Origin of the sequence: Nonomuraea sp. NPDC005650 (genome assembly GCF_040605375.1) — a bacterium.
Lineage (GTDB): Bacteria > Actinomycetota > Actinomycetes > Streptosporangiales > Streptosporangiaceae > Nonomuraea.
Genome location: NZ_JBEXCR010000010.1, coordinates 88,715 through 104,894, shown reverse-complemented (window position 1 = coordinate 104,894; position 16,180 = coordinate 88,715). Strand labels below are relative to the sequence as shown.

At 70.7% G+C, this 16,180-nt stretch carries 10 protein-coding genes; all 10 read left to right on the top strand.

Translation table 11 applies throughout. From position 1 onward, the window contains the following. Positions 1–62 precede the first annotated feature (62 nt). Positions 63–1,238, top strand: coding sequence for an SAM-dependent methyltransferase (locus ABZS69_RS18950; RefSeq protein WP_355373664.1), 1,176 nt, complete (start codon positions 63–65; stop codon positions 1,236–1,238). Positions 1,239–1,308: 70 nt separating this feature from the next. Then, positions 1,309–2,154, top strand: a complete 846-nt coding sequence (locus ABZS69_RS18945) for a sirohydrochlorin chelatase (RefSeq protein ID WP_355373661.1) — start codon at positions 1,309–1,311, stop codon at positions 2,152–2,154. A gap of 13 nt (positions 2,155–2,167) precedes the next feature. Further along, positions 2,168–3,238 carry a nicotinate-nucleotide--dimethylbenzimidazole phosphoribosyltransferase gene (gene cobT, locus ABZS69_RS18940; protein WP_355373658.1) on the top strand — a complete coding sequence of 357 codons (1,071 nt, stop codon included), beginning with the start codon at positions 2,168–2,170 and terminating at the stop codon, positions 3,236–3,238. A 25-nt stretch (positions 3,239–3,263) separates the two neighbouring features. Next, positions 3,264–4,277 carry an agmatinase gene (gene speB / locus ABZS69_RS18935; RefSeq protein ID WP_355373655.1) on the top strand — a complete coding sequence of 338 codons (1,014 nt, stop codon included), beginning with the start codon at positions 3,264–3,266 and terminating at the stop codon, positions 4,275–4,277. A gap of 81 nt (positions 4,278–4,358) precedes the next feature. Further along, on the top strand, positions 4,359–5,591 hold the full coding sequence (gene cobA, locus ABZS69_RS18930) for a uroporphyrinogen-III C-methyltransferase (protein WP_355373652.1): 1,233 nt from the start codon (positions 4,359–4,361) through the stop codon (positions 5,589–5,591). Positions 5,592–5,989: 398 nt separating this feature from the next. After that, complete coding sequence (locus ABZS69_RS18925) at positions 5,990–8,209, top strand: dynamin family protein (protein WP_355373649.1); 2,220 nt, start codon at positions 5,990–5,992, stop codon at positions 8,207–8,209. Beyond that, positions 8,206–9,828 (top strand): GTP-binding protein, encoded by a 1,623-nt coding sequence (locus ABZS69_RS18920; protein WP_355373646.1) that lies wholly within the window; start codon positions 8,206–8,208, stop codon positions 9,826–9,828. Before ABZS69_RS18925 ends, ABZS69_RS18920 begins: the two co-directional genes overlap by 4 nt. 959 nt (positions 9,829–10,787) lie before the next feature. Further along, on the top strand, positions 10,788–11,600 hold the full coding sequence (locus tag ABZS69_RS18915) for a single-stranded DNA-binding protein (RefSeq protein WP_355373643.1): 813 nt from the start codon (positions 10,788–10,790) through the stop codon (positions 11,598–11,600). A gap of 841 nt (positions 11,601–12,441) precedes the next feature. Next, positions 12,442–13,647 (top strand): GGDEF domain-containing protein, encoded by a 1,206-nt coding sequence (locus ABZS69_RS18910; protein WP_355373640.1) that lies wholly within the window; start codon positions 12,442–12,444, stop codon positions 13,645–13,647. 827 nt (positions 13,648–14,474) lie between these two features. Then, on the top strand, positions 14,475–16,139 hold the full coding sequence (ettA, locus tag ABZS69_RS18905; RefSeq protein ID WP_355373637.1) for an energy-dependent translational throttle protein EttA: 1,665 nt from the start codon (positions 14,475–14,477) through the stop codon (positions 16,137–16,139). The last annotated feature ends 41 nt before the right edge of the window (positions 16,140–16,180 follow it).

The window sequence follows — 16,180 nt, the reverse complement described above, 5'->3', positions numbered from 1 at the left end:
CGGTACCCCTTTGTGAAACCCCGCCGCAGCCGTCACCCTTGAGGTGAGGACGGTGAGGCGTGATGATCACGGTGGTCGGGTGGGACGGGCGCGAGTTCTCGGCCAAGGCGCTGGACAAGCTCCACGAGGCGAAGCTCGTCGTGGGCCCCGACGCCGTGCTCGGGCAGCTCAGGCTGTCCGCGCCGACCGCGGCCGACGACGCGCTGCTCGACGTCCTGGACGATCACCTCGAACACGGAGAAGGCCCCGCGGTCGTGGTCGCAGAGGGCGATCCCGGATTCTTCGGCGTCGTCCGCACGTTGCGGGCGCACGGCCTCAAACCGGACGTGGTGCCGGCGATCTCGCTGATCACCCGCGCCTTCGCCTGCGCCGGGCTCAACTGGGAGGACGCGCTGGTCGTGGCCCCGTCCGGCCCGAGCCGGCTCGACCGGGTGGTCAACGCCTGCCGGGCCCATCCCAAGGTGGCGCTGCTCGTCGCGCCCGGCGTCGGCCCCGCGGAGATCGCCAGGGAGCTGGCGCCGACCACGCCCCGCGCGCTGATCGTCTGTGAGGACCTCGGCGGCCCGGACGAGCGGGTCACGCACAGCCGCATGGGCGAGGCCACGACCAGGCCCTGGAAGGACCCCGACGTCGTCCTCGTCATCGACCCGCTGCACCGGCCCAAGGAGCCGGGCTGGCTGGCGGGCGCGCAGCCCGGCCCGGACGAGTGGGCGCTGCCGTTCGAGAGCGCGCTGCCGCCGGAGGTGCGGGCGTTCATCCTGGCCAAGCTGGGTCCGCGGCTCGGCGACCTGGTGTGGGACGTGGGCGCGGGAGCGGGCGAGATCGCCGTCGAGTGCGCGCGGATGGGCGCCGCCGTCGTGGCCGTGGAGCGCGAGGAGGCGTCCTGCGCCCGGCTGCGCGCCAACGTGCTCAAGCACGGCGTCAAAGTGGCTTTGACCAGGGGCCAGGCGCCGCCGGCGCTGGAGCCGCTGCCCGACCCCGACGCTGTCTACGTGGGCGGCGGCGGCCTCGACGTGGTGGTCGCCTGCGCCGCCCGCGGCCCGCGGACGCTGGTGTGCGCGCTCAGGAAGGTCGAGCAGGTCGTGGCCGTGCTCCACCGGCTGCGCGAGCACGGCTACCGTGGCGAGGGCACCCAGATCCTGGCCTCGAAGCTGGCGCTCGACCCCGACGGTTCACATCGTCTGAGCGCCTCCGACCCCGTGTTCGTCGTGCATGCGAGGCCCGCGCACACAGAGTGACCTGTTCCCTACCAGGGCACATCGGATATCCTCGCGTGTCTTTGTCTAACGCACCGGAGATTCCCTCACAATGAAGCCGCCGCTCCTGCTGATCGGGCAGGGCTCACAAGATGACGCCTACGCCGCGGAGTTCGGCCGGTTCGTCCATCGGCTGCGTTGCCGGCTCGACCAGACGGGTGCCGACGTGTCCGGCGGCTACCTCGAACGTGCCTCCCCGCGGCTGAGCGACTCCGTCGCCTCCCTGGTGGCCAAGGGCCATCACCGGCTCGTGGCGCTGCCGCTGAGCCTCAGCAGGATGAGCGAGCAGTTCCCGGCCGCGATGGAGCTGGAGCAGAAGCGCCATCCGACGCTCATGTACGACTACGGCCGCCCCCTCGGCCCCGACCCCCGCATGCTGGGCCTGCTGGCCGAGCGCCTGAACGAGGCCGCCACCGAGATCTCCAAGCCGCGCGCCCTGGAGCTCGTGGGCGCCAGGCCCCGGCTCCGCGCGGTCGACTCCCTGCCCGTCGACGACCACCTCGAGGACGTCGAGCCGGGCGAGACGGCGGTCGTGCTGGTGGGCGAGGGCTCGACGGACGCGGCCGCCAACGCCGAGGTCCACCGGGTCTCCCGGCTGTTCTGGGAGACGCACGCCTACGACTACATGACCGTCGAGACCGCGTTCGTGTCGGTCACCCCGCCCGGGGTGCCCGGCGGGCTCGAACGTTGCCGCCGCCTGGGGGCCAAGCGCGTGATCGTGGTGCCGTACCTGCTGTTCGCGGGCGGCATGCTGGAGCGCGTGTGGGCGCAGGCGCTGGCGTACGGGGCGGGCCACCCCGATCTCGACATCCGCTGCGCCGAGGTGATCGGCGACTGTGAGACCCTGGCCGACATCGTGATCGACCGATACGAGGAAGCGCTCCAACTCGTCCCGTAAGTGGAGGTTTGCCGTGCTCGCTGAGACGCTCGCAGCGATCCGTCCCGCGGATGCCCGAGCCATCGCCGAGGCCCGCGCGTACCAGGACCGCCTCACCAAGCCCCGCGGTTCGCTCGGCGCGCTGGAGGAGATCGCGGTCCGCCTCGCGGGCGCCGCGGGCGTCAGCCCGCCGCCCATGCCCGAGCCCGCCGCGCTGGCCATCTTCGCCGCCGACCACGGCGTGCACGCGCGTGGCGTCACCCCGTGGCCGCAGGAGGTCACGGTGCAGATGGTGGCCAACTTCCTGGCCGGCGGCGCCGTCGCCAACGCCTTCGCCGCCCAGGCCGGAGTGTCCGTGACGGTCGTGGACGTGGGCGTCGCCGCCGACCTGCCCGAGGCCCCCGACCTGGTCAACCGCAAGATCGCGTACGGCACCGCCGACCTGTCCGAGGGCCCCGCGATGAGCGTCGACCAGGCGGTCAGGGCGCTGGAGGCGGGCATCGGCGTGGCCCGCGACCTCGTGGCGTCGGGGGCCCGCTGCCTGATCACCGGCGACATGGGCATCGCGAACACCACCGCCTCCGCCGCCCTGATCGCCGTCTTCGCCGGCTGCGACCCGGCCGAGGTGACCGGCAGGGGCACCGGGATCGACGACGAGACGTACGAGCGCAAGGTGGGCATCGTGCGCGCGGCCCTGCGCACGAACGGCCTGTCGGGGGCCCTGGCCACGCCCAGCGACGCGCTGCGCGCCCTGGCCGCGGTCGGCGGGTTCGAGCACGCGGCCATCGCGGGCTTCATCCTGGGCGGCGCCGCCGCCCGCGTACCGGTGATCCTCGACGGCGTGATCGCCGGTGCCGCCGCCCTCGTGGCCGCCGCGCTGGACCCGGCCGCGATCGACCACTGCGTCGCGGGCCACCGCTCGGCCGAGCCCGGCCACGCCGCCGCGCTGGCCCACCTCGGGCTCCGCCCGCTGGTGGACCTGGAGCTGCGGCTGGGCGAGGGCACGGGCGGGCTGCTGGCGCATCCGGTGGTCTGCGCGGCCGTACGGGTGATGCATGACGTCGCGACCTTCGATTCGGCAGGAGTGACCGAAAAGACCATGTGATGATGGAGGGCACTGGAGGTGAGCAGTGTCCCGCTACGGCCCCATGTACGGTCCTGACATCACATTCCTGGGCGTAGACCGTTGCGACGTCAACGATCCGGCCTCCTATGAGGGCGCCGACGTGGTCATCGTCGGCGCCCCCTTCGACGGAGGCACCAGCAACCGCCCCGGCGCCAGGTTCGGCCCGATGGCGCTGCGCCAGGCCTGCTACCTGCCGCACGACGGCTCCAGGCCCAGCCTGGCGCTGCGCGTGGACGCTCTGCGCGACCTGCGGGTGCTGGACGCCGGTGACGTCGAGTGCTACTCGGGCGACGTCGAGGGCTCGCTGGCCGCGATCGAGGAGGCGGTGCACCGCGTGGCCGCCTCGGGGGCGATCCCGCTGGTGCTCGGGGGCGACCACACGGTGGCGCTGCCCGACGCCAGGGGCACCGCCAGGGCCTACGCGGCCGGCCGCACCTCGATGATCCACTTCGACGCGCACGCCGACACCGGGAACATCGCGTTCGGCCACCTCTACGGGCACGGCCAGCCGATGCGGCGGCTCATCGAGTCCGGGGCCATCAGGGGCGACAGGTTCCTGCAGATCGGGCTGCGCGGCTACTGGCCCGAGCCGGAGACGCTGGGCTGGATGGCCGCTCAAAACATGCGTTCGTACGAAATGACGGAGATCGTGGCCCGCGGGCTGGAGGAGTGCCTGACGGAGTCGTTCGCGATCGCTCTCGACGAGTGCGACCAGATCTTCCTGTCGGTGGACATCGACGTCTGCGACCCCGGCCACGCCCCCGGCACCGGCACGCCAGAGCCCGGGGGCCTGACCGCCAGGCAGCTGCTCGATTCCGTTCGCCGCATCTGTTATGAACTGCCCGTCGCCGGAATGGAGGTGGTCGAGGTGGCGCCGCCGTACGATCATGCGGACATCACCGCCTACCTGGGAAACCGGGTTATCCTTGAGGCACTGTCAGCGATGGCCAGACGCCGGAAGGATGCTCAGGGCGGGCCTCGCTGGGATCCGCGGCAGCCCCTTCTCGACGGTCGTTAACCCGGGCGCAGCAAATGACGGTTCCGGAGCCGGTAGGTTTACGTCCTAACACAGAACCTTCGCGAACGGGAGATTCCCCCCATGGGCCCCTACCTCCTCGGCCTGCGGCTTTCCGGCCGCCGGGTCCTCGTCGTGGGCGGCGGGCGCGTCGCACAGCGGCGGGTTCCCGCGCTGCTAGAGGCCGGTGCGGAGGTCACGGTCGTGTCGCCGAGTGTGACGCCGGCGCTCGACGACCTGATCGCCGCCGGCAGGGTCACCTGGCACGCCCGGCCCTACGAGGTCGGTGACTGCGACGGTGCCTGGCTCGTACAGGCCTGCACCGACGACAGGTCCGTCAACACGGCGATCGCCGCCGAGGCGGACGCCAAACGCGTGTGGTGCGTGCGGGCCGACGACAAGGACGCCTCGGCCGCCTGGACGCCCGCCACCGGGCGGGTCGACGAGATCAACGTGGCCGTCACCGCGGGCGGGGACCCGCGCAGGGCCGCCGGCATCAGAGACGCGGTCGTGGAGGCGCTGCGCGACGGCACGGTCGACGCCCGGCGCAACCGCACCAAACCGGTCGGCGTGGCGCTCGTGGGCGGTGGTCCCGGCGATCCCGGCCTGATCACGGTGCGCGGGCGGCAGCTCCTCGCGCAGGCCGACGTGGTGGTCGCCGACCGGCTCGCGCCCCGGGCCCTGCTCGACGAGCTGGCCCCCGACGTGGAGCTGATCGACGCCGCCAAGGTCCCCTACGGCCGCGCGTTGTCCCAGGAGACCATCAACGAGCTGCTCGTGGACCGAGCCAGACAGGGCAAGTTCGTGGTCCGGCTGAAGGGCGGCGACCCGTTCGTGTTCGGGCGCGGCGGCGAGGAGATGATCGCCTGCGCCCAATCCGGCATTCCCGTGCTGGTGGTGCCGGGCATCACGAGCGCCGTGGCGGTGCCCGCCGCGGCCGGGGTGCCGGTGACCCATCGGGGGGTCAGCCAGGAGTTCCACGTGATCTCCGTGCACGTCGCGCCCGACGACCCCAAGTCCACCGTCGACTGGCCCGCTCTGGCTCGTTCCCAGGGCACGCTGGTGCTGCTGATGGCCGTCGAGCGGCTGGCGAAGGTGGCGGAGGCACTCATCCGAGACGGACGCCCCCCGGAGACTCCCGCAATGGTGGTGCAGGACGGTACCCTTCCGACCCAGCGGGCGGTCACCGCTTCGCTTTCCACCGTGGCCGACCGCGTGTCCGCGGCTGGGATCCGGCCGCCGGCGATCGTCATCGTCGGCGACGTCGTGAGGGTCGGCCAGGAGGTCGAGATGGTTCGAGCGGAGCGCTTGCCGTGAACACGGCCATGGATGATGGGCGGCAGGAGTCACCGGGAGAGCAGACGTTGAGCTTCCGTCCGGTGACTGACGAGGACCTACCGGAGGTCCAGGGCGACGACGCCTTCGACGCCTTCGGCACGAAGAGCGCGCGGAAGAAACGCGGGGCTCCCGCGGAGCCACCGGCTCCGGGGGATCGCGAGGCTTCTACGGCCTCCGCTGAGCCACCGGCTTCCGCGGAGCCACCGGCTCCGGATGGGCCCGGCGAGGCCACCGATCCGGGCGATGCCGCAGCCGCTGCTTCGGGCGATGCTGCCGCCGTTGCTTCGGGTGGCGCTTCTGGTGATGCCGAGGCCGCCGCTTCAAGTGGCGGCGCGACCGACGCCGAGGCGGGTCCGGCCGCCACGATGGATGACGACGTGCCTGAGGAGGCCGACGATCCCGTGGACGCGGGCGAGGCCGAGCGGCCCTCCCTCTTCGTGAAGCCGGCCGCCCTGGGCGGTCCTGGGGCCGGGAAGGAGCCGTCTGCGCCGGACGTACCCACCGTGCCCGATCCGCCTGGCGCGGGGGAGGCGAGCGGCGTGCGGACGTCCTTCCTGACGGAGGACTCGTTCGAGGAGGAGTTCGAGCCCGAGCCTGAGCCGAGCGCCGAGGAGCCCTCGTCGCCGGATGGCCCGCCGTCACTCGACGAGCGGCTTCAGGACGAGCGGCTTCAGGACGAGCGGCTTCAGGACGAGGCGGCGGCGACGGAGGACGAGGAACCGGGCGACGCGGAGCCGGGCGACGGGCAGACGCGTGACGAGCAGCCTCAGGACGCGGAGCCGGGCGACGAGCAGTCGCAGGCCGAGCCGACGGTTGACGAGCCCTCCCCGGCCGACGAGCCATCGCCGGGTAGCGAGGAGTCTCGGGGCGGCGAGAAGCCCGCGAGCGACACCCCTGAGGAGAAGCCGGAGGCCGGCGGCGCAGCTGCCGAGAAGCCGGCGGCGCGCGCGGAGGAGCTGCCCCGCGAGGCCGCCGAGGCGCTCATGGCGGCGCTCGACACGCTCCGGGTGAGCGTCGCGGACCTGCGCTTCGGCCTCGACCTGCCCGGCGCGGAAGAGGCCAGGCAGACGCAGGCCGAGCTGCTGGCCCAGCTGGAGGGCTATGTGCTCCCCAGGGTCAGGACCAGCACCGCCCCCGCCCTGATCGTGGTCGCGGGCTCCACCGGCGCGGGCAAGTCCACCCTGGTCAACACGCTGGCCGAGAGGAACGTCTCACGCACCGGCGTGCGCCGCCCGACCACCGGCACCCCCGTGCTGGTCTGTCACCCGGACGACCGGAAGTGGTTCGCGGAGGGAGAGCTGCTCGGCGCCCTCCAGCGGCTCGACAAGCCCGCTCCCGAGGCCGGGATGCGGAGCATGGTCGTCGTCGCGACCGAGAAGCTCCCGCAAGGCGTCGCGCTGCTCGACACCCCCGACATCGACTCGGTCGTCGAGGAGCACCACGAGGTCGCCCACCGCATGCTCGACGCCGCCGACCTGTGGATCTTCGTGACCACGGCGGCCCGCTACGCCGACGCCCCCGCGTGGAACCTGCTGAAGCTGGCCAAGGAGCGCGGCGCCCGGCTCGCGATCGTGCTCTCGCGGGTGCAGCCCAGGTCGACCGAGGTGGTTCTGAAGCATTTCGTACGGATGCTCACCGAATATGGCCTGGGCGAGATCGACAGGTTCGTCATCAACGAGTCGAAGGTCACCGACGGCAGGCTGCCCGACGCCGAGGTCACCGACCTGCGGCTCTGGCTGGCCGAGCTGTCGGTCGACGAGGAGCGCAGGGCCCAGGCCGTGCGCGAGACGCTCAACGGCGTCCTCAACAGCTTCCGCACCCGCGTGCCGGCGCTGGCCAGGCACCTGGAGGGGCAGGTCGCGTTCAGGACGGAGCTGCGCAGCGACGTGGAGGCGGCCTTCCGGGGCGCGCTCGCCGAGGTCGACAAGGCGTCCAAGAACGGCTCGCTGCTGCACGGCGAGGTGCTGGCCCGCTGGCAGGACTTCGCCGGCTCCGGCGACCTCATGCGCTCGCTCCAAGTGCGCAAACGCAGCCGGTCTGCCAGTAATGCGCCGGAGCGGGTGCTGGCGTTCAAGGCCGCGATCCGGGCCGGGCTCGAGGCGGTGATCGTCGCCGCCGCCAACCGCGCCACCGAGGAGGTGGTCGCGCGCTGGCGGCACCGTTCCGAGCTGGGCGCCAAGCTCGGTGAGGGCCTCGACAGGCCCTCCGACAATCTCGTACGTCACGCCGGCCGGGCCATCGCGTCGTGGCAGGAGCACCTGAGTGAGCTCGTACGCACCGACGGCGTGGCCAAGCGGTCGGTGTCGAAGCTGGTGTCGTTCGATCCCGACTCGCTCTCGTTGATCTTCACGGTCGCGATGTTCAGCGGGACCAACGGCGAAGGGGTGCCGCACCGGCTGGTCAACGCCCTGCTCGGCGCGGAGTCGCTGCGCGGCATCGGCGCCAAGGCGCTCAGCGATTTGCGGGCCAGGATCGGCATGCTGTTCGACGAGGAATCCATGCGTTACGTGCAAGCCCTCGACACCGCGGGCATTCCGGACGAGTCCGTGGCGACCCGTCTCTACCAGGCGACGTACAACCTCGAGGTCGCCCGATGACCACCATGACGACCAGACCCGGGCTGGCTCCGCGGTTGACCGCGCTCACCAAGGTGGTGGAGCACGGTCCCGGGCGGCTGGACAAGAAGCTGCTCAACGAGGCCAACGCGCTGCTGACGCAGGCCGGAGAACGCCTCAAGCTGTCCTCCGAGCACACCGTCGTCGCCCTGGCCGGCGGCACGGGCAGCGGCAAGTCGTCGCTGTTCAACGCCATCTCGGGGCTGGAGCTCTCGCCCACCGGCGTGCGCCGGCCGACCACCGCCCGTACGCACGCCTGCGTGTGGGGGCTGGAGGGCGCGGGCCCGCTGCTCGACTGGCTGCAGATCCAGTGGCGGCACCGCTTCTCCCGGGCCAGCGCGCTCGACAAGGGCGACAGCCAGCTCCACGGGCTGATCCTGCTCGACCTGCCCGACCACGACTCGATCAGGGCCCTCACCGACACCGAGGCCGACCGGCTCATCGGCCTGGCCGACCTGGTGGTGTGGGTGCTCGACCCGCAGAAGTACGCCGACGCGTCCACGCACCGCCGCTACGTGACGGAGCTGGCGGGGCATGACGCGGTGACCGTGTTCGCGCTCAACCAGGCCGACAGGCTCACCAAGGAAGAGCTGGCCGAGCTGGTCATCGACCTCAACGACCTGCTGCGCCGCGAGGGCGTCGAGCATCCCAGCGTCGTACCCACCTCCGCGGTCACGGGCCGCGGCATCGAGAGCCTCAGGAGCGTCATCGCGACCGCGGTGACCCGCCGGCGCGCCGCCATCCAGAAGCTGGAGGCCGACCTGCACCGGCTGGAGCAGCGCCTCGGCAAGGCCATGCCGCTGGGCGAGGCCCTGTCGGCGCCGTCCTCGGTCGACGAGGCCCGCCGGATGGGGCTCACGGACGCGCTGTGCGACGCGGTGGGCGTACCGGCCGTGGGCGAGGCCATGGAGAACGTCTACGCCGAACGGTCGAGCCACTGGGTGGGCTGGCCGTACCCGCGGTGGTTCTCGAAGTTCCGCTCAAATCCGCTCAAGAGCCTGCGCCTGCAGGACGTGGGGGAGGAGATCCGCGGCATCACGACCGGCTCGGTGAGCGCCCAGTCGGCCGAGGTCGCCAACGCCGTACAGGCACTCGCCGACGGGCTGTCGGGTGGGATGCACCCGGTGTGGCGTTCGGCGGTCCACCAGGCGGCCCGCTCCCGCTCCGGCCAGCTCCCGCAGGCCCTGACCGAGGACCTCACGGAGGTCGCGCCGCAGCTCGACCGGGTCCCCGGGTGGTGGCGCGCGCTCAAGGTGTGGCAGTACGTCCTGGTGGCGGCGTTCGCGGCCGGCCTGGCCTGGCTGGTCGTCGGCCTGCTGATGCCGGGGCAGCTTCCTCCGTCCCTGGAACTGCTGGGCGACAGCGCGACGCTGCCGTGGGTGGGGCTGATGATGGCGTCCGTGCTCGGCTTGGGGGCCCTGTCGGGGATCGCCTCCCGCAACTTCGTCGAACTGGGCGCTTCGCGGGAGCGGGAGCGGCTGGAACGCGAGATGCGACGCCGCGTGGCCGCCGTGTCGACGACGATGGTCGTGGAGCCGGTCGAACGCGAGCTGACCCGCCACCACGCCTTCTACACCGCCCTCCGAGACCTGTCGACCTGACACCCTCGGCCGCCCATCTGCGCGCCCACCCACACCTCCGCCACCTTCCAGAAGCTTGCCGCACCTCCGCCAGGCACCGAGCCGCACCTTCGCTGCCTCCTGGGCGTCGAGCCGCGCGTGGCCACCTCCCGGGGGCCCGAGCCGCGCGTGGCCACCTCCCGGGGCCGGGGGCCGAGCCACACCTTGGCCGCCACCTGGGCGCCGAGCCGCGCCTTCGCCACCTTCCGGGGCCCGAGCAGCACCTTGGCCGCCACCGGGGCGCCGAGCCGCGCCCTCGGCGCCTTCCAGGAAGTGGCGGCAACTTCGCCGCCTTCCAGGAGTTGACCGCACGTTCGCCGCCTCCCAGAGCCACGGCCGGCACCGTCCGCGTCTCACGGGCATCGGCCGCGAGCCGGCCCAATGCGCACATGGCCGGTAGTGGGGTCTGGCGCCCAGGCAGCCAGACGACGCCCAGCCAAAGGCGCGACGCCTGGCCAAAGGCGGCTTGCGGATCGAAGGCCAGCATCGTGGCTCTCGTGCGCTTGCACGCCCACCGCTTGAACCTTCGCCATGGGCCTCGCCGCCTTCGCACGAGCTGGAAGCCTCCTGTCCCGCATGAGCAGGCCCGCACTCCCGCACCCGCACTCGCTCCCACGGCCCGCGCCCACACCCCGCCCACACCCGCGCCCCACACCCGCGCCCCGCACCCGCGCCCCGCACCCGCGCCCGCACCCGCGCCCGCACCCGCGCCCACACCCGCGCCCCGCACTCCCACCACACACCCCACATCCCCGCCACACGCCTGCACCGGCACCACCTCTCGCGCAGATACGTGACCCCAACAGGCCTTTCATCCACAGGCCCCACCCAGACAGCTCCACCTATCCACAGAACCGCGTTCCAGCGCCTGCGACCAAACCCTTCTCCGGCACCCTGATCCCAGGTCGCGGGCAGCCGGCCCGCCGCATGGGAGGCACGGGATGAACGACATCTACATCACGCTCACCGGCAACGTCGCAGCAGAGCCGAGGCAATACAGCTTCGATGACGGCAGCAGGGTCACCTCGCTGAGGGTGTTCTCCTCACACCGCTACTTCGACAAGAAGGCGGGGCAATGGATCGATGGCGACAGGGTGTGCTTCACGGTCCGGTGCTGGCGAGCCTTGGGCGAAAATGTGGCCGCCTCCATCCGGGCGGGACACCCTGTGGTGGTCTCCGGCAAGCTGCGCATCCGCGAGTTCGGCCCGGAGGGTGACCGCCGGTTCGTGCCCGAGATAGAGGCCAGCGCGGTCGGGCACGACCTGCGCTGGGGCACCGGCGCCTTCACCAAGCCGGACCGTTCTGGCAGTGGCTCGATGAGCAAGGAGATGCGCGACCGCCTGGACGAGGAGACCCGCGACTGGGCCATGGGCACCCGCAGCTTCCGAAGCCTCCCTCGCTCCGGCGCCACCTCCGAATCCGACCCCTTCTACGCCCTGAGCACCGACCGCACCTCGGGATCGGACGACGCGGCCCCCACCCTGACGCCAGAGCGCCACTCACCGGGAGAAACCGGCGGCACCGTGCACACACTGAGCGCGGAAGGTGACACCGCAGGCTCCTCAGGGGACGAGGGCGACGCCATGCGCTCCGCAGGGGAGGAGAACGGCACGAGGCACACCCCAGGCACGGGCGACCACACGGTCCGCTTCCTGGGCCCCGAGACCGACGAGACAACGAGCAAGGCCAGTGTCGCCGAGGACGTAGACAGCGACGCTGAAGAGCGGTTGCTGGAGGAACGAGCAGCGGCGTAGGCACACGTGAGGGGTCCCGATCTGCCAACCGGTGCCCCTCACGTCCACCATTCATCGGCGCTGACCTTTGCACGTCCGGGTGCCGGCGGCGGGATCCCGAGACGCAGCACCAGCGACCTCGATCGCAGATGCAGGCGAGGAGAAGGCCCTCGAACGGGCGACGTCGAGGAGAGCGGCGGCAGTAACCGGAGAAATGGAGGCTCTCGTAAGCGCCCTCGTGAATGAGCTATGACGGCGGTAGCCGGAGCAGGAGAAGCTCTTGCGAAAGCAATCGCGCGGCAGAAGTCACAGAGGCGAAGCCCCTGGCGAGTTGCGACGGTACGAGGCAGAGAAACAGAAGCCCTCGTCATATGGCATTGGCCGCGACCGGAGAAGGGGCGAGATTCCCCAGGGCGAGAGGTCTGAGAAGGGAAGGTTGCTGGAGAGGGAGGTGACCAAAGGGGAGAAGGCGAAGGTTGAGGTGGAGGGGAAGGAGGGGGGAGGGGGCACCGGCCGTGGTTCCCGTTTTACTGACAACCCCCGAGGGGCGGCCGATGGTGTGGTGTTGTCCGCGGCAGATGGCTAGAGCATCTGTCAGGTCCAGGTCACGCCCCGCACCATGGCTGCTCCTTTCCGGCACGGCTGTACAACACGACCCACTCACGGCATGAGCAGGTGTGGGTAGTCACTGCCAACGTATCCGTTCCCATCGCACATCGCACACTCCGCAATTATTGTGTTACACATCGTTAGTTAGGGAGGAGACGAGATGGCGGCGACCAGTCACGCCTCGATCGGGTCTCGCGACGGTGTGTCAACCTTGGCCGGCCGTTGGCCGTTGCTCGGGCAACGTCGCCCGCTCGTGATCTATTTGTGTGCGATCGTCGCTCTCGACCTTGCCGCGATCATGGTGTTCGCGGTGACCACCATGTTCCAATGGCGGGACCTGCTCACGTTCGGTGCCCTCATGGCGTGCGGCGCGGTCTGCATCGAGGCCAGTCGGCGGTTGGGCATGCCCGCTGGCGTCGCGCGAGACCTGTTGTCGGCCTGGTGGTTGCCGGTCGCGCTGCTGCTACCGCCGCTTTACGCCATTTTCGCGCCAATCGTCCTGCAGGCTCTGCTCCAGATACGAGTGCGGGCGACCGTTCTCTACCGCCGGGTGTTCAGCGCGGCCGCCATCGGTCTGGCCGGGTGCACGGCGTCCGTCACGTTCCACTGGCTCGTCGAGGACCCGTGGGTGCTGTCGCTCGGGAGCGGTCCGCCGATCCTTTGCGTGGTTGGGGCGGCTGTGCTGTTCGCCCTGCTCAACATCGCCCTCATCGCCATCGCCGCTCACACCGCCGATCCCGACATCGCCTGGCGAGAGGTCCTGTGGGACAGGGAGAGCGTGCTGCTGGACGTCGTCGAGCTCTGCCTGGGTGTGACGGTCTCGATCTGCTGCGGACTCAACCTGGCCCTGCTGATCCTGACGCTGCCGCCAGTGGTGCTGCTGCAGCGCAGCCTCCTCCACGCCCAGCTCCAGGCCGCAGCCCGTACCGACGCCAAGACGGGCCTGCTGAACGCCGCCGCCTGGCAGCGCGAGGCGGACACCGAGATCGTCCGGGCCCGCCGGACGGGGGAAACGCTGGCGGTCCTGATCATCGACATCGATCACTTCAAACGCGTCAACGACGCCTACGGACATCTGGTCGGCGATCAGGTGCTGGTGGGGGTGGCGTCCACGATGCGCGGCCAGTTGCGCGACTACGACGTCGTAGGGCGGTTCGGGGGCGAGGAGTTCGTCGTCCTTCTGCCCGGCGCTGACATGCACGAGGCCCGCCAGGTGGCCGAGCGCCTCCGTACCCGCATCGGTCACATGGCCATCCCTGTCGACGACGCCCTCGTCAGGGTGACCATTTCGGCGGGGGTCGCGTTGATGAGCGTGCACGGAGACGACCTGATCGACCTGCTGGCGGCCGCTGACCTGGCGCTTTACCGGGCGAAGGAGCTGGGGCGGGACCGCGTCTGCATCCCCGTCGTCCAATCACCACCGCCGCGTTCCCTGCCCGGCGACGATCACGACTCCTGACCTCCTGAGCTTCACCGGGGTTGCGGCTGGCTCTTGCCGGTGATGCCGGTTCTGCGGGCGTCAGCGTCCCGAACTTGAGGCGCGTCCGGTCGCCGATGGCCCGCGTTCGGCGAGCGTGCGGTCCGCATGGACGCGCGGTGCTGGGGCACCATCCGTCGCTACGAACCACACCTCAGCCACGCCCCGCAACGACACCGCAGGCACACCCAGACCAGCGCCCCAGGCCACACTCCGCAACGACACCTCAAGCGCACCCGAGCGGCCCTCAGCCCCCGGACATTGGCCATCGGGCCTCAGACATCGGCCATCGGGCCCCGGACATCGGGCGTCTGCCCCCGGCATTGGGCCCCCGGCATCGGGCCCCAGCATCGGGTATTGGGCATGGGCATCGGGCGTCTGACCCCGGGCATCGGGCACCGGCGGCACCCAACGCCAGCCACCCCCAACGCTCGCTTCGTCCCAGAGCGCAGCACACGCGGGCGGACAGCACCGCCAACGCCGCGCGGCAGCGACGGCAGCAGCGGCAGCGGACGTGGGGTTGTTTGCGGGCCTACTTGAGTGTGGTTGCAGGGGTACTTGACGTGGTTCCGGATGCGAGGTGGTTGTGGGGGACGTACCCGATTGTGGTTCTGGAGGTGGGGGTGTGGCTGAGGTGTTGTTGTGGGGTGTCAGGGGGGCGTACTCGTCGTGCCTCTGGCTCTTGGTGCTGCTTATTGCCCAGGTTGGGAGCGGGGCCTTGCCGCGGACGGGTGGACGGTGGCTCGTCTTTCGGGTCTTACCGGGAGGAGCGTCGGAAGCCTGGGTGGAGAGCCCCTAAGCTAGAGGGCATGCCGGAGTACATCTATACGCTGCAGCGCGTGCGCAAGGCGCATGGCGACAAGGTTGTCCTTGACGACGTCACGCTGTCGTTCCTGCCCGGAGCCAAGATCGGTGTTCTCGGCCCGAACGGCACCGGGAAGTCGACGCTGCTCCGGATGATGGCCGGCCTGGAGCAGCCGTCCAATGGCGAGGCCAAGCTGATGCCGGGCTTCACGGTGGGCATGCTCCAGCAGGAGCCCCCGCTCAACGAGGAGAAGACCGTCCTCGGCAATGTGCAGGAGGGTGTCGCCGAGACGATGGCGATGCTCCAGCGCTACAACGAGATCGCCGAGCAGATGGCCACCGACTACAGCGACGAGCTGCTGGAGGAGATGGGCAAGCTCCAGGACCAGCTTGAGCACCGCAACGCGTGGGACCTCGACAGTCAGCTCGAGCAGGCCATGGACGCGCTGCGCTGCCCGCCGCCCGAGGCCGAGGTGGCGAAGCTGTCCGGTGGTGAGCGTCGCCGGGTCGCGCTGTGCAAGCTCCTCCTTGAGGCCCCCGACCTGCTGCTGCTCGACGAGCCCACCAACCACCTCGACGCCGAGAGCGTGCAGTGGCTGGAGCAGCACCTGGAGAAGTACGCCGGCACGGTGCTGGCCGTCACCCACGACCGCTACTTCCTCGACAACGTCGCGGGCTGGATCCTCGAGCTCGACCGCGGGCGCGCGTACGCGTACGAGGGCAACTACTCCACCTACCTGGAGGCCAAGGCGCAGCGCCTCAAGGTCGAGGGGCAGAAGGACGTCAAGCGGAAGAAGCGCCTGGAGGACGAGCTCGAGTGGGTTCGGTCCAACCCGAAGGCCCGCCAGACCAAGAGCAAGGCCCGACTCCAGCGGTACGAGGAGATGGCGGCCGAGGCCGACAAGTTCCGCAAGCTGGACTTCGACGAGATCCAGATCCCGCCGGGCCCGCGCCTGGGCACCACGGTGATCAAGTCCGACGAGCTGACGAAGGGCTTCGGCGACCGGCTGCTGATGGAGGGGCTGACGTTCGACCTGCCGCGTAACGGCATCGTCGGCATCATCGGCCCCAACGGCGTCGGCAAGACCACGCTGTTCCGCATGATCACCGGCAACGAGACGCCCGACACCGGTTCGATCATCGTCGGTGACACGGTCAAGATCTCGTACGCGGACCAGAGCCGCGGCGGCATCGACCCGAACAAGAACGTCTGGGAGGTCGTCTCCGACGGGCTCGACCACATCAAGGTCGGCAACGTGGAGATGCCGTCCAGGGCGTACATCGCGGCGTTCGGGTTCAAGGGGCCCGACCAGCAGAAGAAGGCGGGGGTGCTGTCGGGCGGCGAGCGCAACCGGCTCAACCTCGCGCTCACCCTCAAGCAGGGCGGCAACGTCCTCCTGCTCGACGAGCCCACCAACGACCTCGACACGGAGACGTTGTCGTCGCTGGAAAACGCGCTGCTCGACTTCCCGGGCTGCGCGGTGATCACCTCGCACGACCGGTGGTTCCTCGACCGCATCGCCACCCACATCCTGGCGTGGGAGGAAGGCTCGAACTGGTTCTGGTTCGAGGGCAACTTCGCCGACTACGAGAAGAACAAGATCGAGCGGCTGGGCGCCGACGCCGCTCGCCCGCACCGCGTCACGTACCGGAAGCTCCACCGCGACTGACCCGCACGCGCTCCGCCGTTCCGGATGGAAATCCCGAACGG

What these genes read in the sequence shown, in the direction of transcription:
- ABZS69_RS18950 (WP_355373664.1), top strand. Translation starts at nt 63, where the DNA reads ATGATCACGGTGGTCGGGTGGGACGGGCGCGAGTTCTCGGCCAAGGCG.
- ABZS69_RS18945 (WP_355373661.1), top strand. Translation starts at nt 1,309, where the DNA reads ATGAAGCCGCCGCTCCTGCTGATCGGGCAGGGCTCACAAGATGACGCC.
- ABZS69_RS18915 (WP_355373643.1), top strand. Translation starts at nt 10,788, where the DNA reads ATGAACGACATCTACATCACGCTCACCGGCAACGTCGCAGCAGAGCCG.
- cobA (WP_355373652.1), top strand. Translation starts at nt 4,359, where the DNA reads ATGGGCCCCTACCTCCTCGGCCTGCGGCTTTCCGGCCGCCGGGTCCTC.
- ettA (WP_355373637.1), top strand. Translation starts at nt 14,475, where the DNA reads ATGCCGGAGTACATCTATACGCTGCAGCGCGTGCGCAAGGCGCATGGC.
- ABZS69_RS18920 (WP_355373646.1), top strand. Translation starts at nt 8,206, where the DNA reads ATGACCACCATGACGACCAGACCCGGGCTGGCTCCGCGGTTGACCGCG.